Source organism: Streptomyces sp. NBC_00659 (assembly GCF_036226925.1).
GTDB lineage: Bacteria > Actinomycetota > Actinomycetes > Streptomycetales > Streptomycetaceae > Streptomyces.
In genome coordinates, this window is record NZ_CP109031.1 from 1,419,806 (window position 1) to 1,437,603 (window position 17,798).

A 17,798-nucleotide genomic window follows, 5' to 3' on the forward strand; every position below is an offset into this window, starting at 1 on the left:
TGGCGCGCCGGAAAGACTGCGACAAGCGCATATCGTGCAAGCCTGCCATGCGGGAGACGCATGCCGGCTGGGCATACTGACGCCATGGAACTGACGGTGTGGCGCACCTTCGTGACCGTGTGCCGACTCGGGTCACTGTCGGCGGCGGCCGCCGAGCTCCATCACACGCAGTCGGCCGTCTCACGGCAGATCGCCGGACTGGAGCGGCAACTCGGCGTACGTCTGGTGGAACGCCATGCGCGCGGTGTGCGTCCGACGCCCGCCGGCGAGGTGTTCCGGCACCACGCCGTGGCCACGCTCAACGAGGCGGACCGCGCTGTCCGTGCCGTACGAGACGTTCGTGACGGGACGTTCGATCGGCCACTGGCTGTCGGCGCGACGCCGTCTCTGGCCGCAGGGATCGTTCCCGAAGCCATACGGGGTCTGCTCGAGCGAGCCGGATCCATCCGGTGGAACCTGCTGCCGGACCTGAGCGCGCAACTGCACAGCCGCGTGATCGCCAGCGATCTCGACATCGCTGTCGTCACCGATGCACCGCCAGGGCTGCCCCATGACCCCCGGGTCGAACGCCGGTTCCTCGGGCTGGACGACATGGTCGTCGCACTGCCCGTCGGCCATCCGCAGGCCGGGCGCGGCCCGGTGCGCATGCAGACGCTGGCCGACGAGATCTGGGTCGAGGACAACGACGGCTCGGCGGCGCTTCTGCGCCAACACGCCGCCCGCGCCGGGGTAAGCGCCCGCATCGACCTCACCGCAGCCGATCTGGTCGGCAAGCTGGCCCTGGTCGCGACCGGTCACGCCATCGCGCTGATACCCGGCGTACTGACGGGCGCCCTGCGGACCGACGTCACCACCACGCCCCTCGTCGATCCTCCGACCCGTGGCATCTACGCGATCACACCACGCCGTGATCCCCACCCCTCCGCAGCGCCCCTGCTCGACCAGCTCGCCACAGCCTTCGCCTCGGTCCGTCCTCCCCACGTCCCTCATCGGCCGACCGAGAAGGATGCCCGTCCCGCTGCGCCGGCGCCTCACGACAGCGTCACGGAAACACCCCGCGTATGAGGTTGCGCGCCGGGAGCACCTCGGCGCCGCCCTCATCACCGCGCTCAGTGCGCGGGCGATGTGCCGGAGCGCGCGCCCTCCGCCGAGGGTGCGTCGGTCCATCGCCGGAACGTGGACGGAACCCGGCCCGGCACATGGCCGAGGCGTCCCGGCCTGTCTGATCCCGCGGATGTGCAAACACGATCCGCGCAGGAGCCTGGCCTCGAAGGTGCCGATGCTAGCCGCCGACGGGCCCGTTCACGGGACGCCGCTCCGGTCGACGTCCCGGCCGGAAGGCACTTCAAGCCACATTGTCGGGCGCCCAATTCCGGGCTGAGCCACGGCAGTTCGAGAATCCTTTCTTCCGGCTTCGCCCCAGGTCATCGGCCCGCAGCAGTGCGGACGGGCCTGGAGACACCGCCGGGTCGGATTGTCCGGATCACGGTGCCCTCCCCCGCTGATTGTCGGTGGCGTGGGCGAGGGTGCCGTCGCAGAGCACACCCACACCTCGCCGAAGGAGACCGATGCCGTCGACGCCGTCCTGCAATCCCCCGCTCGGGCTACGACCGCTCCGCTGTCCCCTTGACGAGTGAATCGAACGGGCAGGTGCCTCGCGCCCAGGCCGACAGCACTTGCCCTCCCCGCCCGGCATCGAACTTGCACTCGACCAGTCGCCCGGGTCTGCCCGTATCCACCCCTTGATCAGGGGCGTTGTGCTGGTGCTCAGCTCATTCCCCGCTACCTAGGAGAATTCGTGAATCCCGTCCGCGTGCTTACCGCCCTTCACCCCGTGTTCGAGAATCCCCCCGCTCAGGTCGCCCGGGCCACCGCGTTCCGACGTCCCGTCGACGTGCGTCGCGCCCTGTTCGCCCGCGCATCACGACCGTCATCGGGGTGGGCGGCATGAGCGAGCCCAGCGATGCATCAGCCGACAGCGTCCCGGGGCCGCGCACCACCCCCGTGGCTCCCCCAGCCGCGACGCCGCCTCCCGAACCACCGAACGAGCCGGACGCCCGACCGGAAACCGAACCGCGGAACGAGCCGGACGCCCGCCCCGAAGCCGAGCCGGGCGCCGCCCCGGAGCCGCAGATGCGCTACGTCGACCTGACCGGCAGCCGCGAAGCGGCCGGTCGGTCCATCCGCATGCGCGACATGGCCCGGCGCCTGCCCCAGCTGGTGCGCCGCTCACTGGCTCTCGCCTGGCGGGTCGACCGGAGAGCGACCACCGGTCTGCTGCTGTGCCAAGCTGCCGCGGGCGTGATGCAGGCCGTCGGCCTGGTCGCCATCAGCGGCACCCTCACCGCACTCTTCACCGGCGGAGACGTCTACCACCGGCTCCTCGAAGCCTGGCCGTCCGTAGCCCTTCTGGCCGGAGCCTCCGGAGCACGTGCCCTGCTGGGGATCACCGTCAGCTGGCTGTCCTCCCGGCTCGGCCCGCTGATGTCGCGCGAGGCCGAGCAGATGCTGCTCACCGGCTGCGCCGAGGTCGAGTTGTGCGCCTACGACGAGCCCGACTTCAACCGCGACCGCGAGGCCGCGGACCGCGGAGCTCAGGTCACCGGTGACCTGATCGACGAGGGCCAGGACCTCATCGCCTCGGGCGCCAGTTTCCTCGCCGGGGCGGTGGTACTGGCCAGCGTGCACTGGGTCCTTCTCCCGCTTCTGGTGGCGGCCAGCCTTCCCCAGGCCCTGGCCCAGGTCAGTGCCGCCCGTGTGCGCTACCTGGCGAACCTGCGCAGCAACGGTGACCAGCGCATGTTGAATGTGCTGCGCTGGCACATCTACACGAAGGACGCCGCCGATCAGATCCGCGCCGGCACCATGGCCGGCTTCCTGTCCGGCCGGTACCGGCAGACGGTCGCCCGGATCAACCGTGAGGACCGGGCCGCGGCCGACAAGGGCGCCCGGATGTCCCTGTTCGGCGCGCTGTGCGGAGGGCTGGGATCGGCGGTGGTGTGGGCGGCGGTCGTGTGGCTGCTCGCGACCGGCCGTATCACCGTCGGGCGTGCCGGAACGGCTGTCTTCGCTCTGCAGACGGTGGGCATGTCGGTCCGCGGTCTGGTGTCCGTCGGCGCGCGCACCATGCGCACGGGCCTGTACATGGACGACTGGAGCGGCTTCCTGGACAAGGCCGGCGGCTTCCGCATGCGCCGGGGCCCGCACCGTCCCGCGCCGCCGGAGACCATCGAGGTCACGTCGGTCACCCACCGGTACGCCGGCAAGGACCGCGACGCGCTGTCCGACGTCTCGCTCACCTTGCGCCGCGGCGAGGTCACCGCCCTCGTCGGCTTCAACGGTTCGGGGAAGTCGACGCTGTCGAAGCTGGTCAGCGGCCTGTACCTGCCCACGGACGGTCAGGTGCTGTGGGACGGCGCCCCCACCTGCGACGCCGACCCGCAGGCTCTGTGGCAGCAGGTCGCCCTGGTGCCACAGGACTACGCGCACTGGCCGCTGACCGTGCGCGAGAACGTGACCCAGGGACAGCCCACGGCGCGCGGCGACGCGGCGGTACGTGAGGCCTGCGAGGCGTCCGGTGCCGACGAGGTCGTCGACAGGCTCGGTGCCGGACTGGACACCCTCCTGGCCCGCGAGTGGCTCAACGGGGAGGAACTCAGCGGCGGTCAGTGGCAGCGCATCGCCCTCGCGAGGGCCTTCTTCCGCCAGGCCGGACTGCTGGTCCTGGACGAGCCGACCGCGAACCTCGACCCCCGCGCCGAGTACTCCATCTTCCAGCGGCTGCGGGGTCTCGCCCAGGACCGCGTGGTGCTCCTGGTGACCCACCGCATCACCAACGTCGCCGTCGCCGACCGGATCGTGGTCCTCGACGAGGGCAGGATCGTCCAGGAGGGAACCTACGCGCAGCTCGCTCAACAGCCGGGCCCATTCAGGCAGTTGCTGTCCTATCAGATCACGTCCGAGCCGGACGGCGAGAAGTACGGAACACCCGCATGAGCCGCCGCAGTGCCACCTCGGCGAGCCCCGCCGTGACGGCCGCGCCCACGGCCACGCCCACGGCCACGGACTTCTCCGCCCCTCCCACGCTGTCCCGAGGTGATGACGTGCCACCCACCCGTCCCCACGTCCCTACGACCACCGAGGCGTATCCGGCCCGGCATCCGCATGACCGGGAAGCCGGGGCACCGGGCGGACCGCTGCCCTTCGACCTGCTCGATCTCGGGCGCCGGAACGAAGAGCAACTGCAGGCGGATGCCCGAGCGCTGCGGCGGCTGCTGAACCACCCCGGCCCGCCGGTGGTGCGGGGATGAGCGCCCGGTCGGACGTGATGGCCGTGGCGGAGATCCTGCCGCTGTTCTACCGGATCATCCCCACCGTGGTCGACAGAGGTCCCGTGGGGACCGCGACCCGCAACTACGTGGCCCGGGACAGCGACGGCGGCCGGTGGTTCGTGAAGGCTTACCCGGCGGGCGCCGTGCTGGACGCGGAGCGACAGGCGCTGGAGCTCGGCCGGTTCGCGCGGCTCGGCGGAATCCCGGTGCCGGCTGTGCGGCGGACCCTGGACGGCGATCTCATCGCGACCGCCGACGGGATGGCGGTGTCCGTCGCGGCGTTCGTCGAGAACACGGAGACAGCGGAAGGCAGCCTGTCCGGCGACCGGTGGGCCGCGGTGGGCGAGACGGTCGGCCGCCTGCACCGGACCCTGGCCCGGCACCCGGCCGGACCGCCGCGCCACGTACCCGCCCGGGAGGTCTGCGATGTGAAACAGGCCCGGCAGCGCCTCGAACGTCTGCTCGCCCGCTTCGCCGAGAAGCCACCCGCCTCGGGGTTTCCCTCTTGGGCGCGGGAGACCGCAGCACGGCGGCTCGACGCTCTGCCCGCCGTGGCCGCCCTGCTCGAAGCGCTGCCGACGGCCTTGACGGTGCAGACCGTCCACGGCGACCTGGGCTCGCCCAACCTGCTCTTACGCGGACAGCGTGTGGCGGCACTGATCGACTTCCGGCCGCCGGGGCACCGCAGTCCCGTGTGGGAGCTCGGGCGGATCGTCCTCGACCCGCGCACGGTCCTGGCCCAACCCGACTGGCCCACCGGCCTGGCCGGCGCGATCGCCGCCTACCAGGCGGCCGACCCGGCGCTGCCGGCCGAAGAACTGCTCGCCGTACCCCGGGTCGCAGCGGGGTACCTGGCCTGCTCCGTGTATCCCCTGTCCGAGGCCGTCGACGACCCGGCCGCTGTCACCCCAGACCTTCAGGCGTACGGCCGGAACCGGCAGGCCGCCGTGGTCGAGCTGTGCGAGCGCCTGACAGAAGCCGAGGAGGTGCTTCATGACCTCCTGCACTGACCCCTCCTCACCCGGCACCCGGCCCTCGCTGTGGCGACACCGCGCGTGGAGCGACGTGACCGAGTACCGGGTCCCCTCCACGCGGTCCAGGACGTCGGAGGTGGTGCTCGGCTGTCTGCGCAGCGTGTCCGTCGCCGGGGCCGACCTGTTCGGGGCGCGGCACGCAGCGTTCGAGGATGAGGCCCGGGCGCTGCCCGACGAGCTCGCGGCAGGCGGATCACTGGTGGAGGAGACCGTGTTCACGGTCCTGCTCGCCCGGCGTCCGGGTGGTGCGCAGTGAGCGGGCAGCGGCACACCGAGCCGGTGGACGTCCATCTCATCCTGCGCCGGGAGACCGCCGAGGGGCCGGAGGTTCTGCTGTCGCGGCGGGCCGGGCAGGTGTACGCCGCCGGCCTGTGGCATCTCCCGTCGGGGCATCTGGACGGTCCGCACGAGGACATCGTCACCGCCCTGGTACGCGAGGCGCGGGAGGAGACCGGTGTCGTCATCGAGCCGGCCGACGTACGGGCCGCGGTGACCGTGCATCATCGCAGCCCCGGCGGTTCCTCCCGCTCTGGATACTTCTTCGAGGTCCGACGGTGGCAGGGCGAGCCCCGGATCGCGGAGCCGGACGTCTGCGATGCGATGGACTGGGCGCCCCTTGACGCTCTGCCCGCCGGGACGGTGGCGTACTGCCGTGCCGGCCTGGACGCCTACGCCGCGGGCGTGCACCTTGCCGTGCACTTCCAACTGCCCGGCGACCGCATCGCCTTCGACCCCGACGCCGACCGGCTGCGTCTCGTCCCGGACGTGACCGGCCGGGCGTTCGCCCGCCGTCCCGACGCCCCGGTCGTGGAGTTCGCGGAGCGGGCGGTCGGCCGGATCGCCGAGTGGACGGATACGTCGTGGGCGCGCGAGGACAGCCGCGTGTGGCGGGCCCATGGCGCGCAGGGCGGCACCTGGTACGTGAAGGTCCACCGGAGCGACAGGTTCCACGGCAGGGAAGTACGGGGGCTGCGGACGTGGGCACCGGCACTGGGGGAGGCGGCGCCCCGGCTGGTGGCCGCCGACGAGAAGCTGAGGGCGGTGGTGCTCACCGCGGTGCCGGGCCGTCCGCTGCACGGCGCTGTCCTTACCCCGGAGCGGGAGAGGGCTGTCTTCCAGCGGATCGGCACGCTGGCCCGCCGCATCCACCGGTCCTCACCCCCGCGGCCTGCTCCTGCCGACAGCGGCCCGGCCGTCGCCAAGGCCGAACGGCATCTGGCCGGGGCGCGGTCTCATCTGCGTCCGGGCGATGAGGAGTTCGTCCGCGAGCTCGTCCGGCAGGCCGAGGACCTGCGGCCGCTGGAGCGGGTGGAGACCCACGGGGATTTCCAGCTCCGCAACATCCTCTACGTCGCCGACGCTGCCGGCCCCGACGCGGGACACGGAGCGGACGATCCCGACGTCTTCGTGGCGGTGATCGACCTCGAGCGCAGTGAGCCCGGGCCGGCCGTACGGGATCTGGTCCGCCTGTCCGATGCCTGGGTCGGCCGCCCCGACCTGTTCGAAGCGTTCCTGGCCGGGTACGGCAGGTCCCTGACCGATGCCGAGGAGGCACGGTTGGACATCGACATGGCCCTAGACGCCGTGAGCGGGATCGCGTTCGGCGTCGCCCACGGTGATCCCGAGTTGGTCGAGCGCGGCCGGCGGACACTGGCCCGGCTGCGCGCCGAGCACCACGCACCACTCTCTTCGACAGGAGATGCCCCGTGAACGCCGACACGGCACCCGCCGCCGCGACCGAACCGCAGGATGCCGCCGGGCGACCGCCGGTCCGCGCGGCAACGCCCGCTGACGCCGAGGCCGTCATCCGGATGCGCTCCGAGCACATCCTGTCCGAGCCCTTGAGCGAGGAGTGGATCCGCCGGTGCACGGACGAGCTGGCACCGCGGCTGACCGAACAGGGGGATGCGCGGGCCTTCGTCATCGACGCCCCGGACGGCACGATGGCCGCCTGCGCCCTCGGCCTGATCCATCCCGGGCTCCCGGCACCGGCCTACCCCCGGGGCCTGGCCGCCCGCGTGCACGTGGTCGCCACGCACCCGGACTTCCGGCGCCGCGGCTACGCCCGGGCCGCGGTCTCGACGCTGCTCGACCACCTCTCCGGCGTCGAGCACGTCACGCTGTTCGAGCTCCACGCCAACGTGGAAGCGCAACCGCTCTACCGTGGGCTGGGCTTTACGGGCACCCCGGCGCTCATGCGGATGACGCGTCTCGTGGAACCGGCTCCCGCGAGCACCACGGAGAGGAGCCCCACCTGGCTGCCTCCCGAGCAGTACGCCGAGACAGTCCTCAAGGCCACCGCGTTCGCCTGCCTGTACTTCACCGACGAGGACGACCGGCCGCTCCAGTTGCACTCCGTCTACTCCCCCGCGCATCCCTGGCAGCTGGTCGGCGGAACGATGGACAAGGGCGAGCGGCCCTGGGAGACGGCCGTGCGCGAAGGCCGGGAGGAGACCGGCCTGACCGTGTCCGGCCCGCCCCGGCTGCTGGCCACCGTGTACGGGCTGCCCGGCGCCGAGTGGCCCTACAGCACGATCGGGATGGTCTTCGACGGCGGCCGACTCACCGCGGCACAGATCCGCGGCATCACCCTGGATCCGCAGGAGCACGACGAGGTCCGCGTCCTGCCCCTGGCCGGGTGGAGGGCGCTGATGCCGCCCCGCGACTTCGCGCGCCTGAGCGCGGTGGAGGAGGCCCGCCGTACCGGCGAGGCCGCGTACTTCGGCACCTGGGACTGGGGAAACGAATGAGCAGCGGCATCGTGTTGATGTCCGACCGGAGGGTGGCCGCGATCCCCCTTCAGGACTGCGGCGAGGACCTCGTCGACGTCCGTATGAACGGCCTGAAGGTCGACGACCGCAAACGCGACGAGGTGGGGGCCTGGGCCCACGTCCGGCAAGGGGTCCTCACCCGGCTGCTGCGCGCCCAGTCACTGCTGCCCACCGGCGTGATGCTCCTCTTCGTCGAGGGCTTCCGGCCCCCGGCCCTGCAGCGGCGGTACTTCGAGGAGTACTCCGACGAGCTGGCCCGCGCCCATCCAGGCTGGCAGGCCGCCCAGCTCCGGGAGGCCGCCAGCCGCTTCGTCTCGCCTCCGGAGATAGCACCGCACTCCGCCGGCGCGGCCGTCGACGTGACGCTGATCGACCACCTCGGCCGCGAGCTGGACATGGGCACGCGCGTCAACGCCTCCCCGGAGGAGTCCGAGGGCGCCTGCTACACCGACGCACCCGGGCTCAGCGACCGGGCCCGCACGAACCGGGCCACGTTGGGCGGTGCGCTGTCCGTCGCAGGCTTGATCAACTACGGCACGGAGTGGTGGCACTGGTCGTTCGGCGACCGGTACTGGGCACTGCAGACCCAGCAGCCGGCCGCCCTCTACGGCCCCGTCGAACTGCCGTTGCCGCACCACCGGCCCGCTTTCACCAACGAGGAGCGATCTGTGGGACACACTCGACACACCCCGGCCAAATGGTCCGAGCACTACACCGACGGCCGCGGTTTCCGGCGGCTCGGGGACGAGGAGAAGCGCCTGCTCGTCGAGCACGCGCCGGCGCCCGGGGGCGGCCGCGCTCTCGACGTCGGCTGCGGGACCGGCGAGACGGCCGCGTACCTCGCCTCGCTCGGGTACACCGTCGACGGCGTGGACTTCGCCGAGGGTGCGCTGGTGCGGGCCCGTGCGGAGCAGGCCGAGTCGGAGGGGGTGCGCTGGCTGTGTCGGGACGCGGAGCACGACGACCTGGCCGACCTCGCCGAGGACGGCTACGACCTGGTCGTCCTGCGGCTGTCCGTAGCTTTCGTCCGCGATCGTGCTCGTGTCCTGCGCCGTCTGGCCGCACGGCTGCGCGAGGGCGGGGTGCTCGTCATCATCACGCCGGTCGTGGAGCACACCGCGGAAGAGCGGCGCCACATCGCGCTGGACGAGGACGAACTCGCCGCGCTCACCGACGGGTTCGAGCAGGTCAGGCGGTTTGACGCAGAAGGTCTGGCGGTGCTGGTCCTGCGCGGGCCGGCCGGGTCGTTCAGCGCGTAGGAGAATCCGCGGCCCGAGCCGCAGGCCGTCTTCGGTGCCGCGGCGGTGGTCATCGACACGTTCGGCCGGGTCCTGCCGGGCCGCTCGACCGGGGCTTGGGGGGCTGCCGCGGGCCGCATCGAGACAGGCGAAGCCGCCCCGGCTGCCGCTGTAAGGGAGTTGGCGGAGGAGACAGGGCTGACGGCGGCGCGCGGAGGACGTATACGTCATCAATGTGCTCCACGACCGCCTCGACTCGGCGACGATCCTGGAGTGTCAGCCGACCTCTATGGTCGCTTTGCCGGAACGGGCTGAAGCCCGGGCCAGCGCGCGAGCATTCGTTGACGCATGGCGGTGCTGAGGCTGCTCAGACCGCTGAGCGAGGTGTGGTCGGCCGTCATCCGGCCAACGACCCCGAGACGGTGGACGAGCCGTTGCCGGGCGGTCGCGGTGCCCCACGTCCAGTCCCGGTGCGGAATCCGGGCCAGGTGATCCGTGCTTTCGCGGTGTGCCCGCTCAACCAGCGCGTCGCCGCGGAGCAGCCAGCCGGCGCATGCGTCGGCGAGCCCGTCTTGGGTGTCGGAGCCGGTCAGGGTTCGCCACTCGTCGCGGTATGCGCTCTCCGCTCGTTCCAGCAGTGACTCCGATGCTGAAGTGACACACCAGCAGGTCGGAAACCCGATGTGCAGGTAGGCGAGTTCCATCAAGCCGCTGCCCAGCGACGCTTGCTCGAAGTCGATGAATCTGATCCCCGTGGCGGTGTGGAGATCATTACCGGGACAGGGATCTCCGTGGAGAAGGGCATACCCGGATGCCTGAGCGAGCCGGTTCACGAGGTCGTCGAGTTCGCCGGTCACGCCAGGCGTGACAGGAACCTCCAGAGCCTCGGCCAGCCGCACGAAAGAGTCGATGTCGGCTTGGTTCGGGCCCTGCCACCGGGGAAGTACCCCAACGTCCTCCGGACGGGCGGTGGCATGCAGCCGCGCCAACCCGCCTGCGTAGTCGACGATCCAGTCGCCGGCCGGGCGTCGGTGGTCCAGATACTCCAGGACCAGGATCCGCTCGCCGGGATCCGTGGCCAGCAACGCGGGCACCACAGGAGTCTCAGCTCGGGCGGCGAGACGCAGGGCGGCAACCTCGCGGGCGTATCGCTCGTCGGCATCAGCACCGTCGACGATCTGCTTCACCACCGCCGTCGCCTCTGGCAGCTCGACGCGCCACACACGCGAGCGAGGGCTGCTGCCCAGCCTGTGAGAGCGCCTGGGCGCGCCCAGCTCGGCCCGTAGCCCGTCCCCGAACGGCAGCCGCAACGACACGCGCCCATCCTTCCACTCAGCCGAACGATCCTGCGGTCACGACGCACAACCGGCCGTCCTGCTTCACGCCGCCGAGGGCCGGCGCCCCGCAGCGAGACATCCGGCACTGCCCAGGTGCTGCCAGTTCTCATCAACGTTCCCGGACAGTTCGACCGGCCAACGCCCGTGACCCCACCCTGCCGCCCGTCATCCTCGACCGCTTCACCGCCCTGGCGGAGGCAATCGGCGAAGTCAGGTACCGCGAGGACGGCCCGTACGCGAGGCAGGCACGCGAGGCAGGCATCACTCCGCGATGGCAGATCGGTCAGGACCCACCGGGCCGAGTGCGCAGTCCGTCGAGGATGAGGTCCAGGATGCGGGCCGCGCGGGCCTCCGCGCCCTCGCCTGGGGGGATGCGCCACAGGACGCTGAGCTGCAGGAGTACGTCCTGCGGGTCGGTGCCCGGTTTGAGGTCGCCGGAGGCGGCGCCGGCGTCGAGCAGGACCGCGATGGCCGCGAGGAAGGGCTCGTAGTTCTTGTCGTCCAGGCCCCCGTTGGTCGCCGCGTGGATGACCTCGGAGACGCCGTACTTGAGTTTCCCGTAGCGGGCGACTTCCTCGAACCAGCGGCGCAGGGCATCGAGTGGCGGGAGCTCGGCCGCGAGGGTGTGGGCGAGGTCGATGACCTTCTGGATCTCGTGGTGATAGAGCTCCACGATCAGCGCCTCGCGGGTGGGGAAGTGCCGGTACAGCGTCCCCACACCCACCCCGGCCTGCTTGGCGATGGCCGTCATGGACGTCCCCGATGTGGCGGCGAAGGCTTCGCCGGCGACCGCGAGGATGCGGGCCCGGTTGGTCAGCGCGTCGGTGCGCGTGGCGCGGCCGGGGGGTGGAGTCATGGCTGATCCGATCGGTCCGGTTGCAAAACGGAAGGGCTTCCGTTACGTTCGGAAAGACAATACGGAAGGGCTTCCGTTTAATCTTGTCACACCTTGTGGAGGACAGCCATGCCGGAAACGGTTCTGGTCACCGGAGGCAGCGGCTACGTCGCCGGCTGGTGCATCGTCGAACTGCTGCAGCGTGGCTACCGGGTCCGCACCACCGTGCGCAGCCAGGGCAAGCAGCGGGCGGTGAGTGAAGCCGTCGCCACCCAGGCGGACACGGACGGCCGGCTGGAGTTCGCCATCGCCGACCTCACCGAGGACGAAGGCTGGGGCGCCGCGGTCAAGGGCGTCGACCACGTCCTGCACGTCGCCTCCCCGCTGGGCGGCTCCGTCGGCGACGACTCGGACGCCATGATCGCCCCCGCGCGCGACGGGGCCCTGCGTGTCCTGCGCGCCGCCACCGAAGCCGGGGTGCGGCGCGTCGTGATGACGTCCGCGGCGAACACCGCCAGTCCCTCCTCCTACACCGAGGAGGGCATCACCGACGAGACCCTGTGGACCGACCCCGACGACCCGGCACTGATCCCCTACCGCCGCTCCAAGACACTCGCCGAGCGGGCCGCCTGGGACTACATGGCCGCCTACGACGGCCCCACCGAACTCACCACGATCCTCCCCGGCGCCGTCTTCGGACCGATCCTGGCCACCAGCACCATCGGCTCGGTCGGCATAATCCAGCGGATGCTCTCCGGTGCCATGCCGGGCGTGCCGCGCATCGGCCTGGAGATCGTCGACGTCCGAGACCTGGCCGACATCCACATCCGCGCCATGGCCTCGCCCCAAGCCGCCGGCGAACGCTTCCTCGCCACCGGCGAATTCACCTGGATGCTGGACATGGCCCGCACACTGCGCGAAGAACTGGGCCGGGACGCCGACCGGGTGCCCACGCGCCGGATCCCCGACTTCGCCGTCCGCCTCGCCGCCCGCTTCCGCGACCCGTCACTGCGTGACATCACCCCGGCCCTGGGACGCCGCAACCGCCACAGCACCGCCAAGGCACACCGCATCCTGGGATGGCAGCCGCGCCCGGCCCGCGGCACCGTCATCGACTGCGGCCGCAGCCTGCTGGACCACCACGCCGTGTGACGCCTGGAACAGTGGTCTCGCGACTACTTCGACGCGCCCTGGTTCGATGGGGTGGCGGTGGCTTCTTCTGGCGTTTGCGTGGTGGTGGCTTCTTCTGTGGCTTCTTCTGTGGCTTCTTGGATGGCGCGGTTGCTGAGTGCGGGCAGGCTGAGCAGGGCCACCAGGACCATGAGGAGGCCGCCCATGATGAAGGGCGTCCGCAGGCTGATCGCGCCCGCGAGGTAGCCTCCGAGAACGCCTCCGAAGGGTGCGCCCATGAGGGAGATCAGCCGGCTTGCGGAAAGTACTCGTCCACGGATTTCCGCCGGTGCGAGGCGCTGGCGCAGCGAACCGACGATGACGATCTGGACGCTCATCGAGAATCCGATGGTGGCCATCATCGCGCCGGCGATCCAGGGGTTCGTGGTCAGGCCGAGTCCGACGACGGCCAGTCCTTCGACGGACATGCCGATGCATCGCATGCTGCCCACTTGGATCTTCTTGGAGATCGAAGTGGACATGAAGCTTCCGATGAAGGCACCGACGGCGGTGGAGCTCAGCAGCAGGCCGTAGCCGATGTCACCGAGTCCGAGCTGGCCCTTGGCCAGCAGGACCAGCAGTGACATTTTGGCGGTGAAGACGAGGTTGCCGATGGCGGCGGTGCCGGCCAGTGCTCGGAGCACTCGGTGTTTCAGCAGCCAGCGCAGTCCTTCGGCGACCTCGGCGCGCAGGCTTGTGCGGGTCGGTTCGCCGGTCGGCGCGTTGCCGAAGTCGCCTTTCAGGGACCCGACGCATACGGCGCTGACCAGGAAGGAGAACGCGTTGCCCAGAAACGGCAGGAACTGTGACAGGGAGAAGAGGACTCCGCCGAGCGGGGGGCCGGCGAGCTGTTCGCCGTTGATCTGTGCCGCGGAGATCCGGCTGTTGGCCCGGATGAGCGCCTGGTCCCCGGAGACGACCACCGGCATGACGGCCTGTGCGGAGATGTCGAAGAAGATGTCTCCGCAGCCCAGCGCGAATCCCGCCACTATCAGCAGGAAGATGTTTGCGTGATCGGTCAGTACGGCGACCGTGAGCAGGGCGAGGATGGCGAACCGGACGAGGTCCGCACGCAGCATCACCTTTCTCCGGTCCCACCGGTCCACCAGCGCTCCGGCCGGCAGACCGAGCAGGAACCACGGCAGAGTACCGACGGCGCCGACCGCACCGATGAGGAGCGGATCACTGGTCAGCTGGAATGCCAGCAGGGGCAGTGCGGCCATCTGAACGCCGTCGCCCAAGGACGAGGCGATCGCCGCCACCCACACCTTGTTGAAACTGCTCCCCAAGCGAGGCTGGGTCGCCTTCTCTTCACTGGTGACTTTCAACGATTCTCCCGAGAACGGAATTTTGGGACAGCTACGGTGAGACAGAAAGAGCACCCCGGACAGGGGGAAGGGAGAAGTCAGGCCATTCGCCGATCAACGCCACATTCGTTTTCGGTCGGCCCAGCAGAACGAACGTGCACTGGCTCATCGGTGACCTCGCCGCCGGCGAACAGGGGGCGCGAGGTCACCGATGTCACGGAAAGGGCCGAGAGCTACGCCGGGGGCGCGTCCTCCACGTCACGGTTCCACTCGGACTTCGAGGACTGCCAGCCGTCTTCGTCCGCCCCGCGTCGCCAGTAGCCGGAAATGGACAGCTGATCGCGTGTCAGGCCGCGTTCCATCCGCAAGTGATGCCGAAGCGCTTTCACGAAGTGCGCCTCACCGTGAACAAAGGCATGCACCGTTCCGGTCGGGAAGTCCAAGGTGGAGACGGCCTCTTGGAGCAAGTCGCCGATCTGACGCTCCCCGCGGTGCAGCCAGATGATTTCGGCATCGGCCGGTGTCCGGATCTCCTGTTCCTCTTCCTGACCGGAGACCTCGATGAACGCTTTGGCGACCGTGCCTGACGGCATTGCCTCCAGGGAAGCCCCGATCGCGGGCAAGGCGCTCTCGTCGCCGATGAGCAGATGCCAATCGGCCTCCGCCCTGGGCGAGTAGCCGCCGCCGGGACCGATGAAGTAGATCTCCTCCCCGGGCTTGACCTTCGCGGCCCAGGGAGCGGCCAGACCGCTTTCACCGTGATAGACGAAGTCCACGGACAGTTCGACGGCATCCGGGTCCCACCGACGGACCGTGTACGTCCGGGTCTTGGGCCACTGGTCCTGGGGGAAGTCCCGGCGAATGACCGAGATGTCGAACGGCTCGGGGTACTGCACTTCCTCCAGGGGGAAGATCAACTTGATGTAGTGATCGGTGTACTGCCCGACGGTGAACCCTTGCAGGCCCTCACCGCCCAGCACGACCCTGGCCATGTGCGGGGTCACCCACTCGACGCGCAGCACCCGCCCTCGGTGCAGCCTCGACCTGTTGGGCGTCGGTTTGTCGGACATCAATGGCTCCTTGCCTGCTTCATTCATCAGAACTGCTTCTTCAGCGCGCGAGCCAGAACTGGAGCAATGTCGGCGAGCGCATCCGAACTCATCATCTGCATGTGCTTGAAAGGGGTCACGTGCTTTTCGATGTGGCCGCTCACATACGGTTCCCAGACCTCCGCAAGTCCGGTGGACACACCGTCCCGCCCGGCCGCTTCGAAGAAGAGCATGTCGCCGTCGAACTGCTCGGGGGCTGTTACCCGGCTGATCTTGAGGTTGTTCTCCGTGATGTCGATGAGAGCGGCAACGGTCCGTTCCTCAAGGCTGGCCAGTGTTCCGCCATGGGACTCGAGAATCTCGAGGATTCGTGGCATCTCGATCGGGTCGTCGCCCGGTTCGGCATGGAAGGCCCCGATTCCGTCGAACGCGAGCTCCAGGAGATCCCGCTGGCTGCGCATGCTGTCCGCGCCGGCGTGTCCTCCGGTACCGGCATCGAGCACAGCCAGCAGGGACACCTGCTCGCCCTCCTGCTGGAGGCGGGCCGCCAGGTTGTGGGCGACCTTGCCGCCGAAGGACCAGCCCAGGAGGGAGTACGGGCCGGACGGCTGGATCGCCCGGATCCGGCCGAGGTAGTCCTCGATCAACTCATCCAGATCGGCGGGGAGCGGCTCGTCCGTGGCCAGTCCACGGGCCTGGAGCCCGTACACCGGGTGCTCCCTCGGGACGTAGCGCAGCAGCCCGGCGTAGCACCAGGCCATGCCGCCTCCGGGGTGCACGCAGAACAACGGCGAACGGCTGCCGACCGACCGCAGGCTCAGCACGGGCTCCAGTGCGCTGTCCTGCTCCTCGCTGTCCGCCTGGCCCAGGTTCGACAGAGCGGCCACGGTGGGAGTTTTGAGCAGCTTGTGAATCGAGAGCTTCACGCCCAGGATCGATCGGATGCGGCTGGCCAGGCGGGTCGCCAGCAGGGAGTGGCCGCCCAACTCGAAGAAGCTGTCGTCGATGCCGACCGTGGGTACGCCCAGTACCTCGGCGAACAGTCCGCAGAGGATCTCCTCCCGCGGGGTCCGCGGACCGCGCCCGGCTCCGGCCTTCGTCGGCATGTCCGGGGCGGGCAGGGCCCGCCGGTCCAGCTTGCCGTTGGTGGTCAGCGGGAGCCGGTCGAGCACCATGAACGCGGAGGGGACCATGTACTCCGGCAGCAGACCGGCCGCGTGCGCACGCAGGGCCTCGGCGTCCACCCCGTCGTTCCCGGTCTCGGCGACGACGTAGGCCGCGAGGCGTTTGTCGCCCGGCTGGTCCTCGCGGGCTGTGACCGCGACCTGGGAGAGCCCGGGGTAGCGGCCCAGTACGGCTTCGATCTCGCCGAGTTCGATGCGGAAGCCGCGGATCTTGACCTGGTCGTCGGCCCGGCCGACGAATTCCAGGACGCCTTCGCCGGACCAGCGGGCCAGGTCGCCGGTGCGGTACATGCGGCTGCCGGCCGGGCCGAAGGGATCGGCCACGAACCGCTCCGCCGTCAGGTCCGCACGCCCGAAGTAGCCCCGGGCCAACCCCGCACCCGCCAGATACAGTTCCCCGCTCACTCCTGCCGGGGCCAGTGTCAGATTCTCGTCGAGGATGTAGGCGCGCATGCCGTCCAGCGGGCGTCCGACCGGTATCGGTGCGGGCACCTCGTCGGCCGTGGTCCAGGGGGCCTGGGTGGCGAACAGCGTGGTCTCGGTCGGACCGTAGGCGCAGCGCACGACGGTGTCCGGGCAGTGCTCCAGTACCCGCTGCACCGCGGTCGGGGAGATCACGTCACCGCCGGTGATCACCTCCCGCACACCCGCGAAACAGCCCGGGTCCTCCTCCGCCATCACCCGGAACAGACCCGCCGTCACCTGAAGCCCGGTGATCTCCTCCTCAGCGATCAGCCGGGCCAGCGTCGCCACACTCAGATCATCTCCAGGCGTCACAACCGTCCGCCCGCCGTGCAGCAGCGGCACCCACAGTTCGTAGGTCGAGGGATCGAAGGCGTACGGAGCCACCATCAGCACCCGCTCGTGCGCACCCGCCCCGAACATCCCGTCCACGACCAGGTCGAGGATGTCGCGGTGGGTGACCGCCACCCCCTTGGGACGCCCCGTCGAACCCGACGTGTACATCACGTACGCGAGCTGCTCGGACCGGCACTCCACACCCGTCTCACCGACCGGCAGCCCCGCCAGCTGCACATCCTCGTCCACCACCACCAGGGCAGCACCGCCGGGCAGACCACGCTCACGCATCGCCCGGTCGGCCAGCAGCACCGGCGCGGACGTCTCGTCCACGATCCACTGCATCCGCTCCAGCGGATAACCACTGTGCAACGGCAGATAGAACGCCCCGGCCTTGAGCACCGCGAGCAGCGCGACCACCAGATCAACCGAACGCTCCATCAGCACCGCAACCGGCGCCTCCGGACCCACCCCCAGACCCACCAGCCGGTGCGCCAGCTGATTCGCACGCTCGTCCAACTCCCGGTACGTCAGCTCCCGTCCGGCACACCGCACCGCCACCGCACCCGGGGACCGCAGCGCCTGAGCCGCAAAAGCCGCCGGCACCGATACATCGATCATCGCCACATTCGACTCAGATGACCGATCCTCGACAAAATCAACAGTATCTGCAGCACGCATTGCCAATCACCCTCTTTCGATATTGGGGTCGAACGTGTGTTGCGCGGAGAGAGCTGCGTGAGA

Annotated in this window: 15 protein-coding genes; 10 read left to right on the top strand and 5 right to left on the bottom strand. The window is 70.2% G+C overall.

All coding sequences use genetic code 11. The features are described from left to right. Positions 1-84 precede the first annotated feature (84 nt). The 9 genes from OG410_RS06075 (at position 85) to OG410_RS06115 (ending at position 9,689) form a co-directional block, all read left to right on the top strand. Positions 85-1,065: a LysR family transcriptional regulator gene (locus OG410_RS06075; RefSeq protein ID WP_329298174.1), complete on the top strand. Its 981-nt coding sequence runs from the start codon at positions 85-87 to the stop codon at positions 1,063-1,065. A gap of 1,068 nt (positions 1,066-2,133) precedes the next feature. Beyond that, complete coding sequence (locus OG410_RS06080) at positions 2,134-3,996, top strand: ABC transporter ATP-binding protein (protein WP_329304036.1); 1,863 nt, start codon at positions 2,134-2,136, stop codon at positions 3,994-3,996. Next, positions 3,993-4,310, top strand: a complete 318-nt coding sequence (locus tag OG410_RS06085) for a hypothetical protein (protein WP_329298175.1) — start codon at positions 3,993-3,995, stop codon at positions 4,308-4,310. Before OG410_RS06080 ends, OG410_RS06085 begins: the two co-directional genes overlap by 4 nt. Next, positions 4,307-5,341, top strand: a complete 1,035-nt coding sequence (locus OG410_RS06090) for a phosphotransferase enzyme family protein (protein WP_329298176.1) — start codon at positions 4,307-4,309, stop codon at positions 5,339-5,341. Before OG410_RS06085 ends, OG410_RS06090 begins: the two co-directional genes overlap by 4 nt. Beyond that, on the top strand, positions 5,325-5,621 hold the full coding sequence (locus tag OG410_RS06095; protein WP_329298177.1) for a hypothetical protein: 297 nt from the start codon (positions 5,325-5,327) through the stop codon (positions 5,619-5,621). The genes OG410_RS06090 and OG410_RS06095 overlap by 17 nt, the downstream gene beginning before the upstream one ends. Further along, a complete protein-coding gene (locus OG410_RS06100; RefSeq protein WP_329298178.1) occupies positions 5,618-7,075 on the top strand; it encodes a phosphotransferase in 1,458 nt (485 codons plus the stop codon). The genes OG410_RS06095 and OG410_RS06100 overlap by 4 nt, the downstream gene beginning before the upstream one ends. Then, the gene (locus OG410_RS06105) at positions 7,072-8,115 is read left to right on the top strand and encodes a GNAT family N-acetyltransferase (RefSeq protein WP_443063719.1); all 1,044 of its coding nucleotides are present in this window, start codon (positions 7,072-7,074) and stop codon (positions 8,113-8,115) included. Before OG410_RS06100 ends, OG410_RS06105 begins: the two co-directional genes overlap by 4 nt. Beyond that, positions 8,112-9,395 carry a methyltransferase gene (locus OG410_RS06110; protein ID WP_329298179.1) on the top strand — a complete coding sequence of 428 codons (1,284 nt, stop codon included), beginning with the start codon at positions 8,112-8,114 and terminating at the stop codon, positions 9,393-9,395. Before OG410_RS06105 ends, OG410_RS06110 begins: the two co-directional genes overlap by 4 nt. Positions 9,396-9,440: 45 nt before the next feature. After that, the gene (locus tag OG410_RS06115; RefSeq protein ID WP_329298180.1) at positions 9,441-9,689 is read left to right on the top strand and encodes an NUDIX hydrolase; all 249 of its coding nucleotides are present in this window, start codon (positions 9,441-9,443) and stop codon (positions 9,687-9,689) included. Here the strand turns inward: OG410_RS06115 and OG410_RS06120 are convergent. Both OG410_RS06120 and OG410_RS06125 read right to left on the bottom strand, forming a co-directional pair. Then, positions 9,662-10,690: a phosphotransferase gene (locus OG410_RS06120; protein WP_329298181.1), complete on the bottom strand. Its 1,029-nt coding sequence runs from the start codon at positions 10,688-10,690 to the stop codon at positions 9,662-9,664. The genes OG410_RS06115 and OG410_RS06120 overlap by 28 nt on opposite strands. A 304-nt stretch (positions 10,691-10,994) precedes the next feature. Continuing rightward, positions 10,995-11,567, bottom strand: a complete 573-nt coding sequence (locus OG410_RS06125) for a TetR/AcrR family transcriptional regulator (protein ID WP_329298182.1) — start codon at positions 11,565-11,567, stop codon at positions 10,995-10,997. A gap of 108 nt (positions 11,568-11,675) precedes the next feature. Here OG410_RS06125 and OG410_RS06130 point away from each other — a divergent pair, with 108 nt between their 5' ends. Then, the gene (locus tag OG410_RS06130; protein WP_329298183.1) at positions 11,676-12,698 is read left to right on the top strand and encodes an NAD-dependent epimerase/dehydratase family protein; all 1,023 of its coding nucleotides are present in this window, start codon (positions 11,676-11,678) and stop codon (positions 12,696-12,698) included. Positions 12,699-12,721: 23 nt separating this feature from the next. Here the strand turns inward: OG410_RS06130 and OG410_RS06135 are convergent, their stop codons facing one another. From OG410_RS06135 to OG410_RS06145, 3 genes are all read right to left on the bottom strand, one after another. Continuing rightward, a complete protein-coding gene (locus tag OG410_RS06135; RefSeq protein WP_329298184.1) occupies positions 12,722-14,005 on the bottom strand; it encodes an MFS transporter in 1,284 nt (427 codons plus the stop codon). Between the two features lie 251 nt (positions 14,006-14,256). After that, positions 14,257-15,093 carry a siderophore-interacting protein gene (locus OG410_RS06140; protein WP_329298185.1) on the bottom strand — a complete coding sequence of 279 codons (837 nt, stop codon included), beginning with the start codon at positions 15,091-15,093 and terminating at the stop codon, positions 14,257-14,259. A 26-nt stretch (positions 15,094-15,119) separates the two neighbouring features. Beyond that, positions 15,120-17,675, bottom strand: coding sequence for an amino acid adenylation domain-containing protein (locus OG410_RS06145; protein WP_329298186.1), 2,556 nt, complete (start codon positions 17,673-17,675; stop codon positions 15,120-15,122). Positions 17,676-17,798: the final 123 nt, after the last annotated feature.